The 20,528-nt window shown below is 74.8% G+C and carries 16 protein-coding genes and 1 pseudogene; 12 read left to right on the forward strand and 5 right to left on the reverse strand.

Features of this window, described 5'->3' with window-relative positions:
• Positions 1–199: 199 nt before the first annotated feature.
• From ACIA6B_RS09525 to ACIA6B_RS09565, 9 genes and pseudogenes are all read left to right on the forward strand, one after another.
• Complete coding sequence (locus ACIA6B_RS09525; RefSeq protein ID WP_396772298.1) at positions 200–2,047, forward strand: ABC transporter; 1,848 nt, start codon at positions 200–202, stop codon at positions 2,045–2,047.
• 114 nt (positions 2,048–2,161) lie between these two features.
• The gene (locus ACIA6B_RS09530) at positions 2,162–3,841 is read left to right on the forward strand and encodes a GTPase (protein WP_396772299.1); all 1,680 of its coding nucleotides are present in this window, start codon (positions 2,162–2,164) and stop codon (positions 3,839–3,841) included.
• A gap of 52 nt (positions 3,842–3,893) precedes the next feature.
• Complete coding sequence (locus ACIA6B_RS09535; protein WP_396772300.1) at positions 3,894–5,120, forward strand: hypothetical protein; 1,227 nt, start codon at positions 3,894–3,896, stop codon at positions 5,118–5,120.
• 47 nt (positions 5,121–5,167) lie between these two features.
• A complete protein-coding gene (locus ACIA6B_RS09540; RefSeq protein ID WP_396772301.1) occupies positions 5,168–5,890 on the forward strand; it encodes a hypothetical protein in 723 nt (240 codons plus the stop codon).
• A gap of 609 nt (positions 5,891–6,499) precedes the next feature.
• On the forward strand, positions 6,500–7,678 hold the full coding sequence (pdhA, locus tag ACIA6B_RS09545) for a pyruvate dehydrogenase (acetyl-transferring) E1 component subunit alpha (protein WP_396772302.1): 1,179 nt from the start codon (positions 6,500–6,502) through the stop codon (positions 7,676–7,678).
• On the forward strand, positions 7,678–8,667 hold the full coding sequence (locus ACIA6B_RS09550; RefSeq protein WP_396772303.1) for an alpha-ketoacid dehydrogenase subunit beta: 990 nt from the start codon (positions 7,678–7,680) through the stop codon (positions 8,665–8,667). Before pdhA ends, ACIA6B_RS09550 begins: the two co-directional genes overlap by 1 nt.
• Entirely contained in the window at positions 8,664–10,160 is a 1,497-nt protein-coding gene (locus ACIA6B_RS09555; protein WP_396772304.1) for a dihydrolipoamide acetyltransferase family protein, read from the forward strand. The genes ACIA6B_RS09550 and ACIA6B_RS09555 overlap by 4 nt, the downstream gene beginning before the upstream one ends.
• Before the next feature lie 220 nt (positions 10,161–10,380).
• On the forward strand, positions 10,381–10,518 hold the full coding sequence (locus ACIA6B_RS09560; RefSeq protein WP_199199845.1) for a hypothetical protein: 138 nt from the start codon (positions 10,381–10,383) through the stop codon (positions 10,516–10,518).
• 3,164 nt (positions 10,519–13,682) lie between these two features.
• A pseudogene (locus ACIA6B_RS09565) lies at positions 13,683–14,204 on the forward strand (hypothetical protein); the annotation flags it as partial.
• A 54-nt stretch (positions 14,205–14,258) separates the two neighbouring features.
• Here ACIA6B_RS09565 and ACIA6B_RS09570 read toward each other — a convergent pair.
• Complete coding sequence (locus ACIA6B_RS09570) at positions 14,259–14,453, reverse strand: DUF397 domain-containing protein (protein WP_396772305.1); 195 nt, start codon at positions 14,451–14,453, stop codon at positions 14,259–14,261.
• Positions 14,441–15,187 (reverse strand): Scr1 family TA system antitoxin-like transcriptional regulator, encoded by a 747-nt coding sequence (locus tag ACIA6B_RS09575; protein ID WP_396772306.1) that lies wholly within the window; start codon positions 15,185–15,187, stop codon positions 14,441–14,443. The genes ACIA6B_RS09570 and ACIA6B_RS09575 overlap by 13 nt, the downstream gene beginning before the upstream one ends.
• A 209-nt stretch (positions 15,188–15,396) precedes the next feature.
• On the opposite strand from ACIA6B_RS09575, the gene ACIA6B_RS09580 reads away from it, so the two are divergent.
• The 3 genes from ACIA6B_RS09580 (at position 15,397) to ACIA6B_RS09590 (ending at position 18,145) form a co-directional block, all read left to right on the forward strand.
• A complete protein-coding gene (locus ACIA6B_RS09580; protein ID WP_396772307.1) occupies positions 15,397–15,651 on the forward strand; it encodes a hypothetical protein in 255 nt (84 codons plus the stop codon).
• Positions 15,648–15,965, forward strand: a complete 318-nt coding sequence (locus tag ACIA6B_RS09585) for a hypothetical protein (protein WP_396772308.1) — start codon at positions 15,648–15,650, stop codon at positions 15,963–15,965. Before ACIA6B_RS09580 ends, ACIA6B_RS09585 begins: the two co-directional genes overlap by 4 nt.
• A 344-nt stretch (positions 15,966–16,309) precedes the next feature.
• On the forward strand, positions 16,310–18,145 hold the full coding sequence (locus tag ACIA6B_RS09590) for an NHL domain-containing thioredoxin family protein (protein ID WP_396772309.1): 1,836 nt from the start codon (positions 16,310–16,312) through the stop codon (positions 18,143–18,145).
• A 60-nt stretch (positions 18,146–18,205) separates the two neighbouring features.
• Here the strand turns inward: ACIA6B_RS09590 and ACIA6B_RS09595 are convergent, their stop codons facing one another.
• The 3 genes from ACIA6B_RS09595 to ACIA6B_RS09605 are packed head-to-tail and all read right to left on the reverse strand — an operon-like array spanning position 18,206 to position 20,512.
• Positions 18,206–18,955 carry a LamB/YcsF family protein gene (locus ACIA6B_RS09595; RefSeq protein WP_396772310.1) on the reverse strand — a complete coding sequence of 250 codons (750 nt, stop codon included), beginning with the start codon at positions 18,953–18,955 and terminating at the stop codon, positions 18,206–18,208.
• Positions 18,930–19,901: a biotin-dependent carboxyltransferase family protein gene (locus ACIA6B_RS09600; protein ID WP_396772311.1), complete on the reverse strand. Its 972-nt coding sequence runs from the start codon at positions 19,899–19,901 to the stop codon at positions 18,930–18,932. Before ACIA6B_RS09600 ends, ACIA6B_RS09595 begins: the two co-directional genes overlap by 26 nt.
• On the reverse strand, positions 19,898–20,512 hold the full coding sequence (locus tag ACIA6B_RS09605; protein WP_396772312.1) for an allophanate hydrolase subunit 1: 615 nt from the start codon (positions 20,510–20,512) through the stop codon (positions 19,898–19,900). Before ACIA6B_RS09605 ends, ACIA6B_RS09600 begins: the two co-directional genes overlap by 4 nt.
• Between the last annotated feature and the right edge of the window lie 16 nt (positions 20,513–20,528).

Raw genomic sequence — 20,528 nt, forward strand, 5'->3', positions numbered from 1 at the left:
CTTCATAACGGGTGAGCAGGTCGGTTGGCCTGCCCGGCGGGGTCGCCCGGAAGGCAGCCGCGCCACAAGTTGAGTGAACTTGACTCAATAGTGCCACGCGATCGGCAAACCGCAAGTCGAGGTTGAGTCGACTCGACGCAACCTGACCGTTATTACCGTCCGGTTGTCTTACCTTGCGTCGGTCGGGCACGCTTTAGCGGTGACGACGCATGGCGATTCCGCCACCCGTGCCGGCGCGCCCGCCGTCGCAGCCCGCACCGGAACCCCCACCGGCGACGACCAGCCCGCCGAGGCCACGGCGGGCCTGTCCGCCGCGCTCACCGAGCTGCGGGCCGCGATCGACGCCGCTCGCTTCCCACTCGCCCTGCCCTCGGCCGAGTCGGCCCGGCACGCCGCCCGGAGCCTCACCGACCAGCTCGACGACTACCTGCTGCCGAGGTTGGCCCGACTCGACGCCCCACTGCTCGTGGTGGTCGGCGGCTCGACCGGCGCCGGCAAGTCGACGCTCGTCAACAGCCTGGTCCAGGCGCGGGTCAGCGCGGCCGGGGTGCTCCGGCCCACCACCCGGTCCCCGGTGCTGGTCTGCAATCCGGCCGACGCCGCCTGGTTCCGCCAGGGCGAGCTGCTGCCCGGCCTGACCCGCACCACCGAGCCGAGCGAGCACCCGGGCACCCTCCAACTGGTCACCGCCCCGGCGCTGCCGGCCGGGCTGGCCTTCCTCGACGCCCCCGACATCGACTCGGTGGTGGACGCCAACCGGGCGCTCGCCGGGCAACTGCTCGCCGCCGCCGACCTGTGGTTGTTCGTCACCACCGCCGCGCGCTACGCCGACGCCGTGCCCTGGGAGCTGCTGCGCAGCGCCCGGGCCCGGGGCACCGCCGTCGCCATGGTGCTCGACCGGGTTCCGCCCGAGGCGGCCGACGAGATCGCCGCCCACCTGTCCGAGATGCTCGCCTCCCAGGATCTGGGCGCCGCGCCGCTGTTCGTGCTGCCGGAGACCTGGGTGGACGGGCAGGGCCTGCTGCCGGACCGGATGACCGCGCCGCTGAGCGGCTGGTTCGCCCGGCTCGCCGGCGACGCGGAGGCCCGCTCGGCGGTGGTCCGGCAGACGCTCGACGGCGCGCTGGCCGCCCTGCATCCGGTGGTCGAGGGGTTGGCCGACGCCGCCGACGAGCAGATGACCGCCGCCGAGGCGCTCGACGAACGGGTCCGGGCCGCCTACCGGGGTGCCGAGCGCACCGTCGACCAGGGGCTGCGGGACGGCCGGCTGCTCCGGGGCGAGGTGCTGGCCCGCTGGCAGGAGTTCGTCGGCACCGGCGAGTTCTTCCGCAGCCTGGAGGCGCGGATCGGCCGGCTGCGGGACCGGATGGTCGCGGCGGTCACCGGTCGGCCCGCCCCGGCGGCGGAGCTGCGGACCGCGATCGAGTCCCAACTGGTCACGCTGCTGCGCGGGGTGGCCGCCGAGGCGGCCGAGAACGCGTACACCGGCTGGAAGGCGCACCCGGCCGGCGCGGCGCTGCTCGAACCGGAGCTGGCGTACGCGTCGGCCGACCTGCCGGCGCGCGGCGAGCAACTGGTCCGCGACTGGCAGCGAGCGGTGCTGGAACTGGTCCGCGTCGAGGGCGGTGACCGGCGGTTCGTGGCCCGCACGGCGGCGTACGCGGTCAACGCCACCGGCCTGGCCGTCATGATCGGCGTCTTCGCCTCCACCGCGTTCATTCCGACCGGCCTGGAGGTCGCCGCCGGCACCGGCACCGCGGTCGCCGGGCAGACCGTGCTCCAGGCCATCTTCGGCGACCAGGCGGTGCGTAACCTGTCCCGCAAGGCGCGGGTGGACCTGCTCGACCGGGTCGGCGCGCTGCTCACCGAGGAGGCCGCCCGCTTCCTGGCCCGCACCGAGGCCGCCCGCCCGGCCACCGACGCCGGTGCGGCGTTGCGCCAGGCGGCGGTGACGGTCGAGCGGGCCCGGCACCGCAGCGGCCTCACCACCGCCGACGGCGCCCCGTCGCCCGCCGCCACCGACCAGGACGGACGCCACCACCCGTGAGCGCGAGGAGTGAGCCGGTGTTGCGAGCCCCGCAGTCGCGACCAAGGACGACCCCGTGAGCGCGAGGAGCGAGCCGGGCCTGCGAGCCCCGCAGTCGCGGACAAGGACGGCATCATGACGAACCTCGTGGGACGGATGCGCGAGGCGTTCCGCACCGACCAGCGGATCGACCCGGACGTCCTGATCGCGCGCCTCCAGGCGGTCCAGCGGTTCCTCGGCGCGGTGGACGGCCAGGTGCCGGACGCCCAACTGGTGGCCGCGCACACCGTGGTCGAGCGGGCCGGCGACCGGCTCGCCCTCTCCGGCCGGCACACCGTGGTCGCGCTCGCCGGCGCCACCGGCAGCGGAAAGTCGAGCCTGTTCAACGCGCTGGCCCGGATGGACCTCTCCCCGGTCGGCGTGCGCCGGCCGACCACCGGAGTGGCCCACGCCTGCGTGTGGGGCCCGCTCGACGGCGCGGTGCGCCTGCTCGACTGGGTCGGGGTGCTGCCCCGGCACCGGTTCGTCCGGGAGAGCCCGCTGGACGGCGACGACGAGTCCAACCTGCACGGCCTGGTCCTGCTGGACCTGCCCGACTTCGACTCGGTGCAGCACCACCACCGGCTGGAGGTCGACCGGCTGCTCGGCCTGGTCGACCTGGTGGTCTGGGTGGTCGACCCGCAGAAGTACGCCGACCGCGTGATCCACACCGGCTACCTGCGCGAGTTCCACCGGCACAAGGACGTGACCGTGGTGGTGCTCAACCAGGCCGACCGGTTGCACCCGACCGCGCTGCCCACCGTCCTCGACGACCTGCGCCGGCTGCTCGACGCCGACGGGCTGGGCGGGGTGCCGGTGCTGCCCACCGTGGCCACGGACCCGGCCGGGCTGGCCGGGCTGCGGGCCGAGCTGGAGAAGACGGTCGCCGAGCGGCAGGCCGCGCTGCGCCGGCTCTCCGGCGACGTGGACGCCGTGGTGACCGACCTCGAACCGTTGGTCGGGCCGGAGCCGCCACGCACCCGGCCGGGTGACGCCTCGGCCCGGGAACTCACCCGGGCACTGGCCGGGGCGGCCGGCGTGCCGACCGTGGCGCAGGCGGTCCAGGGCGCGTACCGGCACCGGGCGGTGAGCAGCACCGGCTGGCCGCTGGTGCGGAGCTGGCGGAAGCTGCGCCCGGATCCGCTGCGCCGGTTGCACCTGCCGGGGCGGGACCCGGACGCGCCGGCCGAGAGCCTGATCTCGGCCACCTCCGTACCCGATCCGACCGCCGCGCAGCGCTCGGCGCTGAACCTGGCCATCCGGGCGGTGGCCGACCGGTCCGGCGCCGACCTGCCGGCGCCGTGGCCGACCGCGGTGACCGCGGCGGCCCGGTCCCGGCTGGCCGAGCTGCCGGGCGCGCTCGACCACGCGGTCGCCGCCACCGACCTCGGCATGAACCGGCGGCCGGCCTGGTGGCGGGTGGTCGGCGGGATCCAGTGGCTGGTCACGCTCGCGGCGGTGGGCGGCCTGGTCTGGCTGCTCCTGGGGTACGCGCTGCGCTTCCTCGGCCTGCCACCGCTGGAACACCCGAAGCTCGGCGAGGTGCCCTGGCCCACCGTGCTGCTGCTCGGCGGCCTGCTGGCCGGGCTGCTGGTGGCGGCGCTGACCCGGCCGGTGGTCGGGTGGGCGGCCCGGCGGGCCCGCGACCGGGCCGAGCAGCGCCTGCTCACCTCGGTCGGCAGCGTCGGCGAGAAGTACGTGCTGGATCCGGTCTGGGCGTTGCTGGCGCGGTACGGCGCGGCACGGGACGCGCTGCACGAGGCCGGCCGGCGCTGAATCGGGTGCGCGGAGCGGTGTGACGGCCGTCGGCGCGGCGTAGGGTCGATGCATGGCCACGCCACAGACCCCCTACGACGCGGTGCTGCACGCCGCGCGCGACGTGACGAGGCTCGACTCCGCCCTGGACGCGGAGATGCTCGGCGCCGCATTGCTGGGCAGCGTCTACGCCGTCGCGGAGCACGACCGACAGCGAGCCGTCCACGAGTTCGTGGCCGGTTTCCTCGCCGCCACGTCACGCCGGCGCAGCGCCGCCGCGACCACCATCCGCGCCGTCTTCGCCGCCCTGGTGCCGGACGCCGAGGGCGCCGCCCGGGTCCGGCCCGGCGCGTACGCCCCGGCGTGGGCCGGCCAGCTCGGCCGGGTGCGCCTCACCGGCACCTGGGCGTACGGCGACGTGTACGGCGACCAGACCTCCTACCTGGCCACGTTCGCGTACGAGGACGAGGAGCACGGCGGGCCGGAGCACGCCCTGGTGGCCCTCGTCGACCACAACATCGGCATCACCAAGGACGTGTTCGTCGGCGGTCCGGCGGCCCGGATCGTCGAGCAGGCCCGGGAGATCTGCACCGAGGACGAGCTGACCTGGTTCCGTGCCGAGGATCCGGCCCGGATGCACGCGGAGGTGGGCCGGCACCTCGCGGTCACCGACGATCTCGGCGAGCTGCCCGCCCAGGGTTCGCTCGCCACCGACCGGGCCCTGGTGGGCGCCCGCCTGGCGGCCCTGCCCGGCCCACGACCGCCGACCGGTCCGGCGGTCGTGCCGCCGGCCACCGACGAGGAGCGGACCAGGCTGGTACGCGCCTTCCTCGACTCGCCCGAGGCGGCCCGTTTCGGCCTGCCCGAGGTGGCCGACGGCGAACTGGCCTCGCTGCACTTCTGCCTGGGTCTGCTGCTGGATCACGCGGCGAGCTTCCCGGACGCCGACCCGATGCGGTGGAGTCCGATGGTCGCCGAACTGTTCCTGCTCGACTGGGTGCACCGTCGTGCCGTGCTGGACATGGACGACGCCGCGATGCTGCCCCGGGTGTTGCGGGCCTGGGCGGCGTACGCGGGCCGACAGCGTGGGCTGGCGCCACCCGCGACCGCCCGGACGGACGAGGCGATCACCGAGATGGTCCCCGAGTTCGCCCGGCTCTACAGCACTGGTGAGCGGCGCAGCGCGGCCACCGCGGCGGTGGCGCAGTTGATGGCGGACGGGGTGGACCCGGACGACCCGGCGGCGCTGGACGCCTGGATCGAGGCGAACCGGCACCGCCTCACCGACGACCCCGCCTGAGCCTTTCCGGCTCGCCACTCGGCAACGGCCCCTGGCTCGGCTCCGTCGTGGGCCCGGAGGTCGGCGCCGAGGTCGGCCCGGACGACGACGGCTCGGTGGTCGGCCCGGACGACGACGGCTCGGCGGTCGGCCCGGACGACGACGGCTCGGCGGTCGGCCCGGACGACGACGGCTCGGCGGTCGGCCCGGACGACGGCTCCGAGGTCGGCCCGGACGACGGCTCCGAGGTCGGCCCGACGGTCGGCCCGGACGACGGCTCCGAGGTCGGCTCGGACGAGGTGCCGGTCGGCTCGGGGGTGGGCGCGGATGAGGTGGTGGTGGTGGGCTCGGGCACCGGGACCGGATCCTGCGCCGGGTCGGACGCCGAGGGCGTGGGCGAGGGCGTGGGCGAGGGCACCGGCGACGGCCGGGGCGGCCGGGCCGGTGTGGACCGGGGCGGTTCGGGCGGGGCCACCGGCGCGGTGGCCGGCCGGGACCGACGCGCGGAGCCGAGATCGCCCGTGTCGGGCGGGATCGGGGCGGCCGGGAACACCGGTCGCGGCGGCGCGGTGGTGGTGACGGCGTCGACCGCGGGCGTGGACGCCGTCAGCACCGGGGCCGGGGTGGTCCGGGGCAGCGGGATGACCACCGGCCCGACCGAGGGAGTCGGGATGAACGGCGTGCCGGCGTCGGGCAGGGCGCTGTTCCCCACGGTCGCCGAGCCGGTGCTGATCGCGGCCAGGATCGGCATCGAGGCGGTGCCGGCGAGCAGCGCGACGGTCAGCAGGTAGCCGCGGCTCGGGCCACCGGCGCCGGGGGCGCGGTGCGCGCCGACCACCCGTCGGTAGCGGGCGGCGGGCAGGGCCCGGTGCCGGCCCAGGAAGGGGGCACCGGGAGGACCCTCTGGTTCGGACACCGGCACACTCCTCGTACGCGTCGACGGAACGGAACAGCACGCCCGAATATCCGGACAAAAGCCGCGTGAGCGCTCATCGTCAGCTTGACCGAGTGACAGTCAGTTCACCAGCCGCAACCGCGTGTCGACACACATTTTGTCCGCCGAGGGCCCGTCACCTGTCGGGACAAAAGCCCTCATCCGTCGCGAAGCCGATGGAAGCTCACCGACGGGGGAGGCCATACTGTGGGCCCGCTCACCTCCTCTGCAATCATTCAGGCACGACGGCAACGCAGCCGCTACCTCCGCGCACCCCGCGGCTGGTGCGGAACGGCGCCGGCGCTCCCGGGCCTGGGTCCCCCGACGGACCCCGGCTCACGCCGCGCGGCAACCCTCACCGGGGCTAGGCGCGGTCGCCAGGGACCGACCCGGCAGCAGCCGGGCGGGCGCACGAGGTGCGCGGCTCGGGTCACCCCCGGCGGCGCAGACAGACAGGGAGAGACCGATGGCAAAGGGCGACCCCGGGGCCGCCACCCGCAGCAAGCGGGCCGCACCCCGTACCAGGCGCGCCGCCGCGACCGGCGAACCGGAACTCGTACAGCTGCTCACGCCGGAAGGCGAGCGGATCGAGACCGCGCTCGGCCCGGACGGGACCGAGTACCGCGTCGACTTCACCGACGAGGAGTACCGCGGGCTCTACCGCGACCTCGTGCTGGTCCGCAAGCTCGACGCCGAGGCGACCGCCCTGCAACGCCAGGGCGAGCTGGGCCTGTGGGCGAGCCTGCTGGGCCAGGAGGCCGCGCAGGTGGGCTCCGGCCGGGCGCTGCGCGCGCAGGACATGGCGTTCCCGACCTATCGGGAGCACGGCGTCCTCTACTGCCGCGGCATCGACCCGATCATGCCGCTCGGCCTGTTCCGCGGCGTCGACCAGGGCGGCTGGGACCCGAACGAGTTCAAGTTCAACATGTACACGATCGTCATCGGGGCGCAGACCCTGCACGCGACCGGGTACGCCATGGGCGTCGCGATGGACGGCAAGACCGGCGGCGAGGACGGCGAGGCGGTGATCGCCTACTTCGGTGACGGCGCCACCAGCCAGGGCGACGTCAACGAGTCGTTCGTCTGGGCCAGCGTGTTCAACGCGCCGTTGGTCTTCTTCTGCCAGAACAACCAGTACGCCATCTCCGAACCACTGGAGCGGCAGACCCGCGTCCCGCTGTACCGGCGGGCGGGCGGTTTCGGCTTCCCCGGCGTCCGGGTGGACGGCAACGACGTGCTCGCCTCGTACGCGGTGACCCGGCACGCGCTGGACACCGCGCGCAGCGGCCAGGGCCCGTCCCTGATCGAGGCGTACACCTACCGGATGGGCGCGCACACCACCTCGGACGACCCGACGCGCTACCGGATCGCCAGCGAGGTCGAGGCCTGGCAGGCCAAGGACCCGATCGCCCGGATGAAGGCGTTCCTGCTCAAGCAGCAGATCGTCGACGAGTCGTTCTTCACCGAGATCGACGAGCAGGCCCGTGCCGAGTCGGTGCACCTGCGGGAGCGGGTGCTCAACATGCCGGACCCGCAGCCGGTCAGCATGTTCGACCACGTCTACCCGCACGGCTCCCCGGAGCTGGACGAGCAGCGGGCCCGGTTCTCGCAGTACATGGAGTCGTTCGAGGGGAGCGCGCACTGATGGCCACGGAGACGCTCACGCTCGGCAAGGCACTCAACACCGGTCTGCGACGGGCCCTGGAGAACGACCAGAAGGTCGTCATCATGGGCGAGGACGTCGGCAAGCTCGGCGGCGTGTTCCGGATCACCGACGGCCTCCAGAAGGACTTCGGCGACCAGCGGGTGATCGACACCCCGCTGGCCGAGTCCGGCATCATCGGCACCGCGGTCGGCCTGGCCATCCGCGGCTTCCGGCCGGTCTGCGAGATCCAGTTCGACGGCTTCGTCTACCCCGCGTACGACCAGATCGTGTCGCAGGTGGCGAAGATGCACTACCGCTCGCAGGGCAAGGTGCGGATCCCGATGGTCATCCGGATCCCCTACGGCGGCGGCATCGGCGCGGTCGAGCACCACTCGGAGTCGCCCGAGGCGTACTTCGCGCACACCGCCGGTCTCAAGGTGGTCACCTGCGCGAACCCGCAGGACGCGTACGTGATGATCCAGCAGGCCATCGCGTCGGACGACCCGATCGTGTTCCTGGAGCCGAAGCGGCGCTACTGGGAGAAGGGTCCGGTCGACCTGGACGCCCCGCTCACCGACGCGTACCCGCTGCACAGCGCGCGGGTCGCCCGGCCGGGCACGGACGCCACCGTGCTGGCGTACGGCCCGATGGTGCGCACCGCGCTGGACGCGGCCACCGCCGCCGCCGAGGACGGCCGGGAGCTGGAGGTCATCGACCTGCGGACGCTGTCGCCGCTGGACCTGACCGCCGCGTACGAGTCGGTGAAGCGCACCGGCCGCTGCGTGGTCGTGCACGAGGCGCCGGGCAACCTGGGCCTCGGGTCGGAGATCGCGGCCCGGATCACCGAGGAGTGCTTCTACTCCCTGGAGTCCCCGGTGCTGCGGGTGACCGGCTTCGACGTCCCCTACCCGGCCGCCCGGGTGGAGGAGGAGTACCTGCCGGACCTCGACCGGGTGCTCGACGCCGTCGACCGCACCTTCGGCTGGTGAGCGGCATGTCCCGGATCAAGGAGTTCAACCTGCCCGACCTGGGCGAGGGCCTGACCGAGGGCGAGATCCTCGCCTGGCTGGTCAAGGTGGGCGACGACATCGAGCTGAACCAGCCGATCGTCGAGGTGGAGACCGCGAAGGCGGCGGTCGAGATCCCGGCGAAGTGGGCCGGCCGGGTGCAGGCGATCTTCCACCCGGAGGGTTCGACGGTCGAGGTCGGCGTGCCGATCATCGCGATCGACACCGACCCGGGCGCCGGGCCGGTGGAGCAGTCGACGACCGGCACGCCCACCGCCGAGCTGCCCACCCCGTCGGCGGCCTCACTGGCCGCCGTCGAGGTGGCGCCCGAGGAGGGCATGGTCGAGCCGGGCCTGATCGGTGGCGTGGCGCCGGGTGGGCGTACCGCCGTGCTGGTCGGCTACGGTCCGCGCAACGCGCCGGCCAAGCGCCGCCCGCGCAAGGGCGCCGCCCCGGTCCAGCCCGCTCCGGCGCAGGCGGTTCCGGCACCGGTCACCCCGGTTCAGGCCGCCCCGGCTCCGGCCCCGGTGGCACCGACGCCCGCGCTGAACAGCAACGGCCGGGCGGGTGGCGGCCCGGTGCTGGCCAAGCCGCCGGTCCGCAAGCTCGCCAAGGACCTCGGGGTCGACCTGGCGGCGCTGACCGGTTCCGGTCCGCTCGGCTCGATCACCCGCGAGGACGTACAGCGGGCGGCGAGTGGGACCCCGGCGGCGGCCGAGCCGCTGACGGTCACCGCGCCGGCGACGTCGGCCGCGTCGGCCGCGAGCTTCGGCGCGGACCGCGAGCAGCGCATCCCGGTCAAGGGGGTACGCAAGCTCACCGCGGAGAACATGGCCCGCTCGGCGTTCACCGCCCCGCACGTGACGGAGTTCCTGACCGTCGACGTGACCCGGGCGATGAAGGCGCTGGACCGGCTCCGCGAGCGGCGCGAGTGGCGCGACGTGCGGGTCTCCCCGCTGCTGCTGGTCGCCAAGGCGGTGCTGCTGGCGGTCAAGCGGTACCCGATGGTCAACTCGACCTGGGCCGGCGACGAGATCGTGGTCAAGGAGTCCGTCAACCTGGGCATCGCGGCGGCCACCGAGCGCGGCCTGATCGTGCCGAACATCAAGGACGCCGGCCGGCTGACACTGCGTGAGCTGGCGGACGCGATGACGGCGCTGGTGCAGACCGCGAAGTCGGGGAAGACGTCCCCGGCGGACATGTCCGGCGGCACGCTCACCATCACCAACGTCGGCGTCTTCGGCGTCGACACCGGTACGCCGATCCTGCCCCCGGGCGAGTCGGCGATCCTCGCCTTCGGCGCGGTACGCGAGCAGCCGTGGGTGCACAAGGGCAAGGTGAAGGCCCGGCTGGTCACCACGCTCGGCCTGTCCTTCGACCACCGGATCATCGACGGTGAGCTGGGGTCCAAGTTCCTGCGCGACATCGGGGACTTCCTGGCCGATCCGGAGGCGGCGCTGCTCGCCTGGACCTGACGTACCACCGCTCCGGCAACGGCCGGTGTGCCACGGGTGAACGCCCGGCACACCGGCCGTTGCCGTTGATGAAGGAATCTTCGGCTCGGCGATGAGGATGCCTACGATCCTTAGGCAGGTGGCTCAGCTCACCTTGTAATCGATGGCGATCATGCGTGCGGTGCGGTTAAATAGAGACATCAAGGGCTGACAACCGAATAGCCAGGAGGAGAGACCCAAGATGAGCATGATCGAGCGAATCCGCACCCGCCGCGACGCCAACCGCCGGGCCCGTGCCATCGAGCACGCCCTGCGTTCCGCCAACTCGCCCGCGGTCCGCGCAGAGCTTCTCGCCATCGCCCAGCGTCACATGAGCTGACGCCACCGACGTTCCGCACTCCTCCAGTGGAGAAGACCCGCCCGGCACCCCGGGCGGGTCTTCGGCGTTTCCATGTCGTCCGGCACCGGGATTCCACCCCGCCGCACCGCCCGGTACGGTTGGCACGGTCGCCAACCGGCTGCTCCGGACCGACGTGGAGAGTGAAACTCATCGACGTCGACCGGTGACTTTCGGTGACGGCCGATGCTCCCCCGAGCGTCCGCGGGCGGCCACCGGATACGGTGCGGGGAGCCCGCACGGCCGGTACCCCGCCGGCGACGCCGGCAGCCATGCCGACGGTCCCCGGCCGGCATCGGCGGTCGACCTGTGATGGAGGAGGAGCACCCATGACGTCCGAGGCTCCGCACCACCCCGGCCAGGAGCCGGGCGAGGTGTCGCCGGGCACCGGCGGACCGGTGCCGTACGGCGACCAGCCGGCGCAGCAGGACAACGGGTACAACGGCACGCCCGACCTCGGTTGGGCCCCGCCCCCGCCGGCCGGTCGGCCCGCCCCGCCGGCTCCGGCCTGGGCCGCGGCCGACGGCCAGCCGCCCGCCTGGGCCCCGCCCGCCGGCCAGCACGTCACCGGTCGCGCCACCGCCCAGGTGCCCCCGCCCGCCGAGTCGGGCGGCCGGGGCGCACAGCCCGCCTGGGCCGCCTCCGAGCAGGGCGCACCGGCCTGGGCCGCCTCCGGCGAGCGTGGCCCCGAGCAGGGCGCACCGGCCTGGGCCGGCTCCGGTCCGGGTGCTCCCGCGTGGGGGCCGGGCGAGTCGGCCCGTCCGGACGCCGCCGGCGAGCCGGCGCCGCCGGCCTGGGCCCCGACGTCGGGCGGTCCCGCCGAGCCGGCGCCGCCCGCCTGGGCCGCCGAGCAGCACCGTCCCGTCCGCGGCACCGCCGGTGAGCAGCCCGCCTGGGCGCAGCCCGAGACGGGCGCGCGGGGCACCGGCTACGTCCCGGCGCCGGCCACCGTGCCGAACGAGTCCTGGGTCACCCCCGCCGGCTCGGACGACCCGCACCGCTCCGGCGGGTTCACCCCTGCCGCGCAGCAGGGTGACGACGCCGGCCACGCCGGAGGCTGGGCCGTCGGCACCGCCGCCCAGCCGGACGACCCGAACCGCTCCGGCGGCTGGAACCGCCGCGACGAGCAGCCCGCCGCCCAGCCGGACGACCCGAGCCGCTCCGGCGGCTGGAGCCGCCGCGACGAGCAGCCCGGGGCGCAGCCGGACGACCGGTCCGGCGGCTGGGCCCCGCGCGACACCCAGCCGGCCTGGGTTCCGCCCGGCCAGCAGAGCGGGGCCACCTGGCCTCCGCCCGAGCCGACCGCCCGGGCCGCCGCCAAGGTCTCCGTGCCCGGCGCGGTCCGGCCCGAGCAGGCGTGGTCCACTCCGGAGCAGTCCGACCAGGACAGCCGCGCCACCCGCGCCGAGGACGACCCGCACCGCTCCGGCGGTTGGCCGGCGGCCGGCGGGCAGCAGCACGACGAACCGGCCCGAGCCGGTGGCTGGCCCGCCCCGCAGGGTGAGAACCGGGTGGGCGGCCGGGACGGTTCCACTCGGGACGACGACCCGGACCGCTCCGGCGGTTGGGCCGCCGGCGGGCGCGCCGCCGGCGCGGCCGAGGTCCCGCAGCCGGCCGGTTGGGGCGAGTCGAGTCAGCCCCACCCCGCGAGCTGGAACGACGCCCCCGCCCGGCCTCGGCGCGACGGCGACGACCAGGCCGGTGGCTGGAACGACGCGCCCGCGATGCCGCACCGTGACGCCGATGACCAGGCCGCCGGCCGCCACGCTCCGGCATTGCCGCAGCGTGGCGGCGAGGGACCGGCCGGTGGTTGGGGCGGCGCCGCAGCCGGGCCGCAGCAGCGGGAGACCGAGCGGCCGGCGGAGGAGCCGGCCCGGCCCGGATGGGGCGGCAACCAGGACGAGCGGGCGTCCGCCGAACCCTGGTCGCCCGCCGAGGCGTGGGGCCACGCCGACGAGGCGCCGCCGGCGCCGTCGCGCGGCTGGCAGCCCGCCGAGGACGAACCGGTCTACCAGCCCGCGCCCGCACCGGGCATCTCACCCGGCCACGCGGTACCGCTGCCCGCACAGAGCCAGCGGGTGCCGGGGGCCGCGCTGGCGGCCTCACCGCCCGCCGATCATCCCGCCGCGCAGTTCGGCCCGGCCGAGCGCGCACCCCAGGCGTACGAGCCGGAGCGCGGTGACGCCGGCTGGGGCGCCGCCCGGTCCGCACCTGAGGAGCCGCAGTCGCCGGCCGGTCCGGTGCTTCCCGGCCCGCGCACCTCGCCCGAGGCCGGTGCCGCCGGTCCGGTCTCGGCCAGCGCCTCCGTCCCGGTGGCCAGCCGGGTCACCCCGCCGGCCGACCAGCCGGCACATCCGACCGGCGCGTCCACGCCGCAGCCCCGGGTGTACGGCCGGCCGACCCGACCGGAGCCCGAGGACGCCCCGGAGGCGGACGACGCGCACGGCTACCCCGGTCAGGACGCTCCGTCCGCCTTCGCCGGCCCGCAGGTCCGACCGGACGACCGCCCCGGCTTCGGGTCCCCGTCCCGTGGTGACGACGGACCCGGCTACGACGGACCCGGCTACGGCGGGTCCCCGGCCCGGGGCGACGAGGGACACAGCTTCGGATCCCCCTCCCGCGGCGACGACGGACCCGGCTTCGCCGGGCCGCAGGGGCGTTCCGACGACGCACCCGCCTTCGGCGGCCCGCACTCCCGGCCGGACGACGCACCCGCCTTCGGCGGCCCGCAGTCGCGGTCCGACGGTCCGCACGGCTACCCCGGTCAGGACGGTCCCCCCGGCTTCGGCGGGCCGCAGTCCCGGTCGGACGACGACCCGCGCGGATACGGCGACCGGCCGTCCTCGCCGGCCGGGCCGCCGCCCTTCCCGGTCGGTGTGCCGTCCTTCGTGGACCCGCCCGGCAACAACCGCCCCGCCAACGGGGTGCACCCGCAGGACGACGAGCAGCCCGGCGGCTCACGCGACTCCTTCGGCGGCCCCGGCGGCCAGCAGAGCCCGTTCGGCGGTCCGGGTGGCCAGCAGGACGCGTTCGGGGGCCCGGGTGGCCGTCAGGACGTGTACGGCGGTCCCGGTGGCCGTCAGGACCCGTTCGGTGGTCCGGGTGGCCAGCAGGACCCGTTCGGCGGTCCGGGCGGCCAGCAGGACGCGTACGGTCCGACGGCCGGTGGGCGTGCCTCGGTCGCCGTACCGGGCCAGGGTCCGGCGGGTGAGCCGGGCGGCTTCCCGCCCGCCTTCCCGCCGCAGGCCCCGCCGGCCTGGTCCCCGGAGGGTCCGGCCGACGACTCGGATCAGGGCCGCTTCGACGCGTTCAAGCCGGACGCCGAGCCGAAGACCGAGGCGCCCGCGCCGAAGGTGCGCAACGGTCGGGTGCTGGCCCTGGTGCTCATCGCGGCCGTGCTGATCCTCGCCGTGCCGCTCGGCCTGCTCACGCTGCTCGGCAAGATCGGCGGTGACGACAAGCCGGCGGGCTTCGACCCGGCGGTCGGTTCCTGCATCAAGCAGACCGGCACGACCGCCGTGGCTGCGGACTGCGGCGAGCAGGGCGCGTTCACCGTGGTGTCGAAGGTGGACAACAAGGACAAGTGCGCCGACCTGTCCCAGCCCACTGTCGTCCTCCAGGGCGGCGGCACCAACCGGGTGCTCTGCCTGAAGCCGGCCGGCCAGTAACTCTCACGTGAAGCGCCCGCCCCACCACGGGACGGGCGCTTCGCGTTGGTCGTGTCAGCCGCGGTCGGCGACCTGGGCGACGAACGCCCGCCAGGAAGCCGGCTCAAAGGCGAGCGCCGGGCCGGTCGGGTCCTTCGAGTCCCGCACGCCGACGACGCCGGGAAGATTGTCGGCGACCTCGACGCAGTCGCCCCCGTTGGAGCTGCTTCGGATGCTCTTGCGCCAAAGTGCGCCGGTCAGGTCAGCCATGATCGCGCCTCTAGGAAGTCGATGGTCTGGCGGCGCGGAAGTGCCACCGATCGCAGCGTATCCCAGATGGCCCACAGCGGGGCGGTGTCATTTGTCAGCCGTCCTGCGGCCTGATCGTCGAGGTAAGCAACGCTACCGTCATCGGTTGTCGCGAGGACGAACGGCCCGGCCTGGCCAGCGTGAATGCCCGCGTCCAGCGGAAGAACGTGGACGAGGACGTTCGGCCGCCGCGCCATCATCGCCAGGTGGTCCAACTGGGGATGCATGACGGCTGGATCGCCGCGACGCAGCGCGAACTCGTCAATCACCGCAACGAAAAGCGGCGGGTTCCGCCGGTCGAGGACCGCCGCCTGCCGCTTCATCCGCGTCTCTACGTAGCCCGCAACATCCTCCGGCCCCAGCAGGCCGCTAGCCAGCACCACCGCCGCATACTCCGGCGTCTGAAGCAGACCGGGAACCACGGCGACCTGAAAGGACCGGAGCGCGGTCGCCTGAAGCTCCGTCTCAACCCAGGGCTGGAGCCACGCCGGCTCTCGTCGCTTCAAAACGTCCGGCCAAATGTCCTCCACTTCACGACCGAGCGCGACGGCTGCGGCTGCGCGGTGCCGAGGGTGCGGGATGCGGCCAGGTGTGACCCAACGCGCGACCGTCTTCGGGTCTACCCCGACCTGCTCGGCGAGGCTTTCAACGGTCTGACCGCTATCCGCCAGAGCCACCCGTAGCGCCTGGTTCACGTTCGCCTCCTGATGAACGTCTATGACGTCTCCAGAACATATAGCTACGGGGTGTAGCCGTCCAGCTTCAGCGCGCGAGGGTGCTGTATGGATGGCGCGACCGGCAGGAACCCGAGACCCGACGGTCGTGTCAGTCCCGGGGTCACCTCGCCGGGCAGGCGCCACGCGGGGCGATCCCTTCCCGGTCCCCATGGAAGGAGGGCGAAGCCGTGCCCAGAGAGAGGCCGAAGCTCAACCGGATTGCCGTCCTGCTCTCCCGCTTTCACCGCCCCCGCCTGCGGCTGTCCCCACCCGGCCTGAGCTGTTCGTGCGGTCTGATGACCTGGCGCTACTGCCTTGAGCTGCGCCGCCGGGCCGCCGCTCCCCCGCCCCCGCCGCTGGCCTCGCGCCCGCCGAACGGGCACGCCTGGTCGTCCGCTCCCGCGACGACGACCGTCTTCCGGCGCAACGGGGAGCGGCGGTGACCGCGCCCCGCCGCACGGTCGGCCCGTCCACCTCGGCGCCGTTTCGGTCTGGCGACGTGCTCCACCTGACCCGCGCGGCGTCCCCACAGTTCGCCCGTCCCATCGCCATCCGCGTCATTCGCACACTGGAGTGGCCGACGTTCGACGGGTGGTGCTGGCTGGACGGCTACCAACTCGGGCCGGACGGGAGTGCGGTCGCCCGCCGCGAACTGTTCGTCAAACTAGCCGGCGTTCGCCTCCTGACCGCGCCGACGATCCCGTCTTCCGCGCGCCGCGCCCCGAGCCGGCGTACGCCCGCGCAGGTGGGCGCATGAAACTTCCCACCGACGATCACTCGCCGGTCCGCCCGGCGTGGACGTGCCGCGCCACCGGTAGCCCATGGCCGTGCTCGGTTGCCCGGACGGCCCTCCGCGCGAAGTTCGCGGGCGACCGCCAAGGGTTGATTTTCCACCTCGGCGCGCAGCTCGCCAATGCGATCGACGACTACGCGGCCCAGGATTCGGGCGAGATCCCGCCGGGCCTGACAGACCGGTTCATGGGTTGGGCTCTGGCCCGCAGGCGCGTCGGCTGTGCCTCCCCGAAGGAGCCAGTGTCACGTACGCCTCTCCCGCCGCCCCGTCGCGCCGACTGTGCCCCGTTGATGCGGCACGATGGGGTGATGAGCGCACGCGTACGCGCCCCCGAACTGCGGGGCCGGGCCTGGCTGAACACCGGCGGCAGAGCCGTCACGCTAGCCGACCTGCGGGGCAAGATCGTTTTGCTGGATTTCTGGACCTTCTGCTGCATCAACTGCCTGCACGTGCTGGACGAGCTGCGCCCACTCGAAGAGAAGTACGGCGACGTGCTGGTCGTGATCGGGGTGCACTCGCCGAAGTTCGAGCACGAGAAGGACCCGGACGCGCTGGCCGCGGCCGTCGAGCGGTACGGCGTGCACCACCCGGTGCTCGACGACCCCGAGATGGACATGTGGCAGCAGTACGCGGCGAAGGCGTGGCCGACGCTGTCGGTGGTCGACCCGGAGGGCTACGTGGTGGCCACCATGGCCGGCGAGGGGCACGCCGAGGGGCTGGCCCGGCTGGTCGACGACCTGATCGCCACGCACGAGGCGAAGGGCACGCTGCACCGGGGCGAGGGCCCGTACGTGCCGCCGGCCGAACCGGAGACGACGTTGCGCTTCCCCGGCAAGGTCGTCCCGCTCGACGGTGGCAACCTTCTGGTCTCCGACTCGGCCCGGCACTCCCTGGTCGAGCTGGCGTCGGACGCGGAGACCGTGGTGCGCCGGATCGGCGCGGGCACCCGTGGCCGCACCGACGGCCCGGCGGCCGGCGCGACGTTCGCCGAGCCGCAGGGGCTCTGCCTGCTGCCCCCGCACGTGGCCGAGGTGGCCGGCTACGACCTGGTCGTCGCGGACACGGTCAACCACCTGCTGCGCGGCGTACGGCTGGAGACCGGCGAGGTGGTCACCGTGGCCGGCACCGGGCGGCAGTGGCGCTCGACGGTCGACGACCACGCGCACGACGCACGCGCCGTCGACCTCTCCTCCCCCTGGGACGTGGCCTGGTACGACGACCGGGTGGTCGTGGCGATGGCCGGCATCCACCAGCTCTGGTGGTTCGACCCGATCAAGCGGACCGCCGGCATGTACGCCGGCACCACGGTCGAGGCGCTGCGCGACGGTCCGCTGCCGGAAGTCTGGATGGCCCAACCGTCCGGGTTGTCCGTCTCGGCGGACGGTTCCCGGCTCTGGATCGCCGACAGCGAGACCAGCGCGGTCCGCTGGGTCGAGGCGGGCGAGATGCACACCGCCGTGGGTCAGGGGCTGTTCGACTTCGGGCACGTCGACGGCCCGGCCGATCAGGCGTTGCTCCAGCATCCGCTGGGCGTGTGCGCGCTCCCGGACGGCTCGGTGCTGGTCGCGGACACGTACAACGGCGCGGTGCGCCGCTTCGATCCGGCCACCGGCCAGGTCGCGACCGTGGCCGACGGGTTGGCCGAGCCGAGCGACCTGGTGGTCACCCCGGCCGGGGAGGTGCTTGTGGTCGAGTCGGCCGCGCACCGGTTGACCCGGCTGGCGCCCGGCGCGCTGACGGCGGCCGGCGCGAGCACGGTGGCGGGTGCCCGGCACCGGATGGAGCGCAAGCCGACGGACGTGGCGGCCGGGGAGCTGACGCTCGACGTGATCTTCACGCCGGCGCCGGGGCAGAAGCTCGACGACACGTACGGGCCGTCGACCCGGCTGGTGGTCTCGGCGTCCCCGCCGGAGCTGCTGGTCGAGGGCGCGGGCACGACCACCGACCTGTCCCGGCGGCTGGTGGTCAGCGGGGACGTGACGCAGGGGGTGTTGCAGGTGACCGCCCAGGCGGCGACCTGTGACGCCGACGTCGAGCACGCCGCCTGCCACCTGACCCGGCAGGACTGGGGCGTACCGGTCCGGGTGGTCACCGACGGCGCCACCCGTCTCCCGCTGGTGCTGCGCGGCCTCGACGAGTCCTGAGCCGACGAGCGTTAGGAGGGGCCCCGGTCATGCAGAATGCGTTAACCGGGCCCCCTCCTTTCACGCGAACGGAGTGAGCGTGACCCCCGCGTCGACGAGTGCGGCGCGCACCAGCTCCGCGCACCGCACCGCGCCGGGTGTGTCGCCGTGCAGGCAGATCGACTCGACGGGGCAGGAGACCACGCTGCCGTCGACCGCGACCACGGTCCGCTCGACGGCCATCCGGACGGCCCGCACGGCGACCTGGTCCGGGTCGGTCACCAGCGCGTTCGGGGCGCTGCGCGGCACCAGCGCCCCGTTGGGCAGGTAGTTGCGGTCGGCGAAGCCCTCGGCCACCACCCGCAGGCCGGCGCCGACCGCGAGCTGGGCGAGCACGGTGCCGGGCTGGCAAAGCACCGGCAGGTCGTGGTCGTACCCGCTGACCGCCGCCACCAGCGCGGCGGCCTGCGCCTCGTCGCACGCCGCCGCGTGGTAGAGCGCGCCGTGCGGCTTGAGGTAGCGCACCCGGGTCCGGTAGAGCCGGCAGAACGCGTCAAGCGCCCCGAGCTGGTAGATCGTCTCGTCCCGCAGCTCGGCGAAGTCGTAGGCGATGTGCCGGCGGCCGAAGCCGGCGAGATCCCGGTAGCCGACCTGCGCGCCGACCGCGACGCCGCATTCGACGGCGGCGGCGCACACCCGGTGCATGGTGGCCGCGTCCCCGGCGTGGAAGCCGCAGGCCACGTTGGCGGAACTGATTAGCCCGAGCAGCGCCTCGTCGTCGCCGAGCCGCCAGCTACCGAATCCCTCACCGAGGTCCGCGTTGAGGTCCATGGAACCTCACCGTAGTCCCCGGGCGGGCCTGGGCGAGCGCTGTCACGTCGTCCACCACCCCGATGACCGGGTAGCCACCGGTGGTGGGGTGGTCGGCCAGGAAGATCAGCGGCTGGCCGTCCGGCGGCACCTGCACCGCGCCGAGCACCAGGCCCTCGCTCGGCAGTTCGCCGGCCACCGCGCGGGGCAGGGCGACGCCGGCCAGCCGCGCGCCGACCCGGTTGCTGTCCGACCCGACGGTGTACGCGCTGCCGTGCAGCAGGTCGAGCGCGGCGGGCGTGAACCAGTCCTGCCGTGGGCCGGGGCGCACGGCCAGCGACACCTCGGTCGGCACCGGCGGGGTGACGGTGAGGTCCACCGGGGGCGGCGGGCCGGCCGGTGCGCCCAGCGGCAGCCGGTCCCCGTCGCGCAGCGGTGGCGGCCCGAGGCCGGAGAGCGTGTCGGTGGATCGGCTGCCGAGCACCGGGTCGACGGTGATCCCGCCACTGACGGCCAGCCAGGTCCGGACCCCGGCGCGGGCCGGACCGATCCGCAGCACCGCGCCGGCCGGCAACGACAGCGGTCGCCCGACGTCGCCGGGGCGTCGCTCGACCTCGCCGGGGCGTCGCCCGACGTTGCCGGGGTGCCGCTCGACCTCGTCGGGGCGCGGCCCGGGTGGGCGTGCCCGGGTGGGCCCCGGGGCGGCGGTCCGCGAACGCCGCTCGACGAGCACGTCGGCGGGGGCGCCGGTGAGCGCCACGGTGACCGCCCGGGTAACGCGCAGCACGCACCCGGTCAGGGTGATCTCCAGACCGGCGGCGTGCTCCGGGTTGCCGGCGAGGCGGTTGGCCAGGCGCAGGGCGGCCGGGTCGAGCGCGCCGGACCGGGGCACGCCGAGGTGCGCCCAGCCGGGTCGGCCCTGGTCCTGGACGGTGGTGAGCGCGCCGGCCCGCAGCACCTCGATCATGGCGCGTCGACGAACCGGACCCGGGTGCCGGGCGTGAGCCGGGCCGGCGGGTCGGCACGCACGTCGAAGAGGGTCGCCTCGGTCCGCCCGACCAGCAGCCAGCCGCCGGGTGAGGCGGCGGGGTAGATGCCCGCGTACGGGCCGGCCAGGGCGACCGAGCCGGCCGGCACCCGGGTACGCGGGGAGGTGAGGCGCGGCACGGCCAGCTCGGGCGGGAGCCCGGTGAGGTAGGCGAACCCGGGCGCGAAGCCGCAGAACGCGACGCGGAACTCGGTACGCCGCAGCCGGTCGACCACGGTCGGCACGGCGACGCCCCAGTGGCCGGCGACGGTGGGCAGGTCCGCCCCGTCGTACGTGACGGGCACCCGGACCTCGGCGGCGGCGGAGCGGTCGGTGGTGTTCCGGGGCTGCCAGCCGGCGATCCGCGCGGCGGTGGTCGCCGGGTCGGGCACGCCGTCGAGCAGGACGGTGACCGCGGCGGGGACGATCTCGACGGCGACCAGCTCCCCGGCCGCGCGCCGGTGCCACAGCTCGGCGCGCCACGCCTCGACCTGGTCGGGATCGTCGCAGTCGAGCAGCAGGGCGTGCGCCCCGACGGGTCGGATCCGCATCCGGTCATCCTCGCGT

Origin of the sequence: Micromonospora sp. NPDC051141, assembly GCF_044455765.1 — a bacterium.
Lineage (GTDB): Bacteria > Actinomycetota > Actinomycetes > Mycobacteriales > Micromonosporaceae > Micromonospora.